At 65.5% G+C, this 5,746-nt stretch carries 2 protein-coding genes; both read left to right on the forward strand.

The annotated features are described in order from the left end of the window. Positions 1 to 2,250, forward strand: a 2,250-nt coding sequence (locus tag ACYVDE_RS13155; protein WP_460502002.1) for an excinuclease ABC subunit UvrA, incomplete at its 5' end; no start/stop codon positions are given. A 203-nt stretch (positions 2,251 to 2,453) separates the two neighbouring features. Next, complete coding sequence (locus ACYVDE_RS13160; protein ID WP_460502003.1) at positions 2,454 to 5,546, forward strand: FG-GAP-like repeat-containing protein; 3,093 nt, start codon at positions 2,454 to 2,456, stop codon at positions 5,544 to 5,546. The last annotated feature ends 200 nt before the right edge of the window (positions 5,547 to 5,746 follow it).

Genomic DNA, 5,746 nt, shown 5'->3' on the forward strand with positions numbered 1-5,746 from the left:
GTGGCGTTGCAGCAGCAGCGCGGCGCGCCGAGCACCCGCTCATCAGTGGGCTCGGTCACGACGCTTTCCAACCTGCTGCGCATGCTCTACTCGCGGGCCGGCGACTACCCGGCCGGCCAGGGCATCATCTACGCCGAAGCCTTTTCGCCCAACACCGCCGAGGGCGCCTGCCCCACCTGCCACGGCCTGGGCCGCGTGTACGAAGTGACCGAGCAGAGCATGGTGCCCGACCCCACACTCACCATTCGCGAGCGGGCCATTGCGGCCTGGCCCCAAGCCTGGGGAGGCCAGAACCAGCGCGACATTCTGGTGAGCATGGGCTACGACGTGGACACGCCCTGGCAGGATTTACCCCAAAAGGACCGTGACTGGATACTGTTCACCGACGAGCAGCCAGTGCTGCCGGTGTACCCCGGCTACTCGCCCGAGCAGACCCAGCGCGCCATCAAGCGCCGCGAGCCGCCGAACTATATGGGCACGTTCATGGGCGTGAAGAAGTACGTGCTGCACACCTTCGCCACCACTCAAAGCGCGCTGATGAAGAAGCGCGTGGCACAGTACATGCTGGGCTCCGACTGCCCCACCTGCCAGGGCAAGCGCCTGCGCGTGGAGTCGTTGAGCGTGAAATTCGCCGGGCTGGACATTGCCGAGATGTCGCGTCTGCCGCTGAAGCGGCTGGCGGCCCTGTTGACGCCGTTTGCGGAAGGAAAGGCCGGGAAACAAAAACACGATAAGGAGCATCCGGAACAGGCCATTGTGGCCCGGCGCATTGCCGAGGATTTGGCGGCGCGGCTGGTGGTACTGCTGGATTTGGGGCTGGGCTATTTATCGTTGGAGCGTGGCACGCCTACGCTTTCGCCCGGCGAATTACAGCGCCTGCGACTGGCCACGCAGCTCTATTCCAACCTCTTTGGGGTAGTTTACGTGCTCGATGAGCCCAGCGCCGGCCTGCACCCGGCCGATACCGAGGCGCTACTGCACGCGCTGGCCGGGCTGAAAGGCGCGGGCAACTCGCTGTTCGTGGTGGAGCACGATTTGGACGTGATTCGCCAGGCCGACTGGCTGGTGGACGTGGGCCCGGCCGCCGGCGAGAAGGGCGGCGAAATCCTCTACAGCGGCCCGCCAGAGGGGTTGAAGCGCATCGAAGCTTCGCAGACGCGCCAGTTTCTCTTCAATACTTCGGCCTTGCCCGACACGCCGCCCCGCACACCCACCGGCTGGCTGAAGCTGGCCGGCGTGACGCGCAACAACCTCGACAACCTCAGTGTAGAGTTTCCGCTGGGTGTGTTCACCACGGTTACCGGCGTGTCGGGCTCGGGTAAGTCCAGCCTCGTGAGCCAGGTGCTGGTGGAGCTGGTGGCCGAAAGCCTGGGCCAGGCCATCGAAGCCGAGGAAGAGGAAACCGACCCGCTGGCCGCACCCGCGCCGGCCACGCTGGGCGGGCAGATTACGGCCGGGCTCGACAAAATCAAGCGCCTTGTGCGCGTCGACCAGAAGCCCATTGGCCGCACGCCGCGCTCCAACATGGCCACCTACACGGGCCTATTCGACCACGTGCGCAAGCTGTTCGCGGCCACGCCTGAGGCCCGCAAGCGCCGCTACGACGCCGGCCGCTTCAGCTTCAACGTGGCCAAGGGGCGCTGCGAAAACTGCTCGGGCGAAGGCTTCGTGATGGTGGAGCTGCTGTTTCTGCCCAGCGTGTACGCGCCCTGCCCGGTGTGCCACGGCGCCCGCTACAACGCCAAAACCCTGGAGGTGCAGTACCGCGGCCGCAACATTGCCGAAGTGCTGGGCCTGACCGTAGACGACGCCTGGGAGTTCTTTGCCGACGAGTCCGCCATCCATCGCGCCCTCACGGTGCTGCGCGAGGTGGGCCTGGGCTACCTGCGCCTCGGCCAGCCCGCCACCGAGCTGAGCGGCGGCGAGGCCCAGCGCAACAAGCTCGCCACCGAGCTGCAGCGCATCGGCCGCGGCAACACGCTCTACGTGCTCGACGAGCCCACCACCGGCCTCGACCCCTCCGATACCGAAAAGCTGATGCTACAACTTGAAGGCCTGGTCGAAGCCGGCAACACCGTCATCGTGGTGGAGCACGAGATGCGCGTGGTGGCGGGCTCCGACTGGGTAATTGACATCGGCCCCGGCGCGGGCGAGGACGGCGGCCGCGTGGTGGCCGCCGGCCCGCCGCGCGAAGTGGCCAAGGCGAAGGAAAGCCGTACCGCGCCGTATCTGGCGGCGTTTCAGCGGTAATGCGGCCTTCGGATTGCGCAGGCTTATTCATACCGAACGGCAAGGAACCAACAACGGTAAGCTACTATTGGTTAGCGCGTTCTACGGCGGGTGAAAGCGCCTTATCTTGCGGGTCGCATTGGTGAGCCGCGTCGGCGTGGCACCCACGCCCACGGTCTTTGCTGCCGCACATTGTTTCCTTCTTATTCCGGCTTTTCCCGCGTATGATGCCATTTCTACCCCACGGCTTTTCTCTGCCTCGTCCTGCCAGTCTGCTCGCGCTCTGCCTGCTTAGCACCGCAGGCATTGCCCAGCCGGTTGTAACGACGCTCACGCCGGCCCGCAACACGCAGGTGGCCCGCACTGGCTTTGTGCGGGCGGAGTTTTCGCAGGCCCTTGAAGCCCGCGCCAGCCGGGCGCTACGCGTGTTCAGCAGCCAGGCCGGGGGCCGCAAGGTGGGCACCGGCACTGTCAGCGGCAATGCGCTCACCTTCAGCCCAACCGCTCCTTTCAAAGCCGGTGAAACGGTGTGGGCTACGCTGGATACCGCGGCGCGCGGGCTCAACCATCAATCCATCGCCCGGCCCCAAGTGTGGCAGTTCACGGCGGCAGCTACGGCCAGCAGCGGCGTTTTCAGTGGGGGCAGCACCATTGGCGTCCCCAATAGCACCAGTACGCTGACGGTCGGCGACGTGGACAACGACGGCGACCTCGACCTGCTGACCAACCACTCGCAACTGTTGGCCGTGCGCCTGAACGATGGCACCGGCGATTACGGCAGCGGGGCCGACATCCAGAGCGCGCACGCCGTGCAAAACGCGCAGCTCGGCGACATCGATGGCGACGGCGACTTAGACCTGGTCACCATCGAAAACCCGGATTTTGCCAGCTCGGTGGGATATTACTCGGTGCGCCGCAACAACGGCGGCGGCTTCGCCAGCCCGGTTACGGTGCCTGTTTCCAACGATGGGTATACTGGTCTGGCGCTGCACGACATGGACGGCGACGGCGACCTGGATATGGTGGCCATCGCGGCCACCAGCCTGGTCATTCTCCTGAACGATGGTACGGGCACATTCGCCGTCCGGGGTTCCATCGCGCAGCCCTACGTGAAATCATTTACGGTGGGCGATGTGGACAACGATGGCGACCTGGATGTGCTGTTCTTTAACAGCGCAAACAGCACCGTGGGCGTGCGGCTCAATAGCGGGTCGGGCACGAGCTTCACCACCGGCACGTCGGTCCCCTCGGCCCTCAACACTTTCATCGAGGTGCTGCGCCTCAACGATGTAGACAACGACGGCGACCTCGACCTGCTGCTGCTCAGCTCCGACCCCAATAGCCCAGCGTATTCGGTCGTGGTGCGGCTCAACAACGGGGCGGGGGTACTGAGCGGGGGGAATACGCTGCCCATCACAACCCAGCCCCAGAACATGACCACCGGCGACATCGACGGCGACGGCGACCTTGACCTGCTGGCCATTCATCACACCGGCGGCAACACCAATACTGTTTCGACCTGGCTCAACAACGGGGCGGGTACTTTTGCCGCGGGCACCAGCGTCAGCGTGGGCAGCTACGCCACGCAGCTCGCGCTGGCCGATATCGACGACGACGGCGATGTCGACCTCGTCAGCATTGGGCAGGGTCAGCAGCAGGGCGAGGTCGTTGTCCGGCGCAACGGCGGCAACGCGGTGGCGGCCTATGCCGTGGCATCGGTAGCGCCGCAGCCCAATGCCGTGGTACCCCGTAGCGCAGGCATTTCAGCCACTTTTCCCCTCGCGATGGGGACCGATGCCGGCACGGTGGCCGCCCTGCGGGCCTTCAGCAGCCGAACGGGGGGACGCGTAGCGGGCACCGGCACGGTAGCCGGGGCTACGCTCTCGTTTGCGCCATCCCAGCCTTTCCTGCCCGGCGAAACGGTGCAGGCAACGGTACCCAAGGCCGCCCGTAGCAGCACCGGCGTGGCCCTGGCCCGGCCCTACGTGTGGCAGTTCACCGCCGCCGTGTCGGGCGGAACCGGCCAGTTCACTACCGGTACCGTGGTAGCGCCGCCATTTTCGGGGTATCCGCTCACCATGCGCCTGGCCGACATCGACGGCGACCGCGACCTCGATATCATCACGGCGTTCAGTTCGGGCTCCCCCGCGCCGGCCGAACAGCTGAGCGTGCTGCGCAACAACGGCCGCGGCGGGTTTGCGGCCCCGGTGCCCCTGCTTGGGGCCACCATTCACGCCAGTTTTTTTGTGCTTGGCGATGTTGATAACGATGGCGACCTGGACTTTGTGGGCGCTACTTATGACACGGCCGACCCGCTGGCCCGCAACACGGTGTATTTCAACAACGGGCAGGGCACATTCGCGCCCGGGGGCGGGGTAGCCAGTATTGTGGAAGGAGACCTGGCCTTGGGCGATGTCGATGGCGATGGCGACCTGGACGTCGTGAACGGCATGGTGCGCCTCAACGACGGCCACGGCAACTTCTACGGTTCGGCCATCTTCAACCTGGCCGTTATCAGCAATCCTTCAGCGATGCGGGGCGCTGCACTGGCCGACCTCGACGGCGACGGCGACTTGGACTTTGTGGGCAGCATCGGCTCGGAACTCATCGAAGGCCTCAACGACGGGGCCGGCAACTTTCAGTCGGCACCCAACTTTGGCCGCCTCACCAACATCTACGACATCATGGTTCGGGATTTCGATGGCGACAACGATGCCGATGTAGCCGTGGGCGACCAGCTCTGGCTGAACGACGGAACCGGCAAATTCACCAGTCGGGCCCTGCCCATCTACGGCAGCTTTGTGATAGCAGCGGGCGATGTAGATGCCGACGGCGATGCCGACCTGCTCACCAGCCGGGGCACTTCCTACTCCAACTACCTGCTGCTGAACGATGGCCGCGGCGTTTTCACCAATCCGAACAACGCTGTAACCAGCGCCGCCTACGTCGGCGCTCTGGGCGATTTGGACGGCGACGGCGACCTCGATGCCGTGGGCGCGCTCGATTACACGGGTGGCTGGCGCATTCGCTACAACGGCACTACCACCGCTACTACCGCCGCTCAGCCCACAGCACAGCAGATGCAGGTATGGCCCAACCCGGTTTCGGCGGGCTCGGCTTTGCAACTCACGCTTACCCAGCCAGCCGTTGCCGCTTCGGCCACGCTCACCACCCTCACGGGCCAGGTGGTGCGCACGCAGCAATTTGCGGGCGCGGGCACGCGCTTTCTGTTGGGCGCGGTGCCGTCCGGCTGCTACCTGCTCACGGTGCAGGCAGCCAATCAGATGCCCAGCACCCAACGCCTCATCGTGGAGTAGCGACGCCGTAGACGGCTCAGCCCAGACGCATAAAGCCCCCGAATTTCCTGCGAAATCCGGGGGCTTTATGCGTCTGGCTAAAGCTTAGCGGCCGTAGTGGCCGTGGCCACGGTCGTCGTGGCGGTCATTGTGGTGCTGGGCTTCGTAGCGGGCGCGCTCGGCGGCCTGGCGCTGGTCTTGCCGGCGCTGGGCTTCGTAGC

Source organism: Hymenobacter agri, from assembly GCF_054778495.1.

Coding starts and splice junctions, on each gene's coding strand:
- ACYVDE_RS13160 (WP_460502003.1), top strand. CDS start 2,454: ATGATGCCATTTCTACCCCACGGCTTTTCTCTGCCTCGTCCTGCCAGT.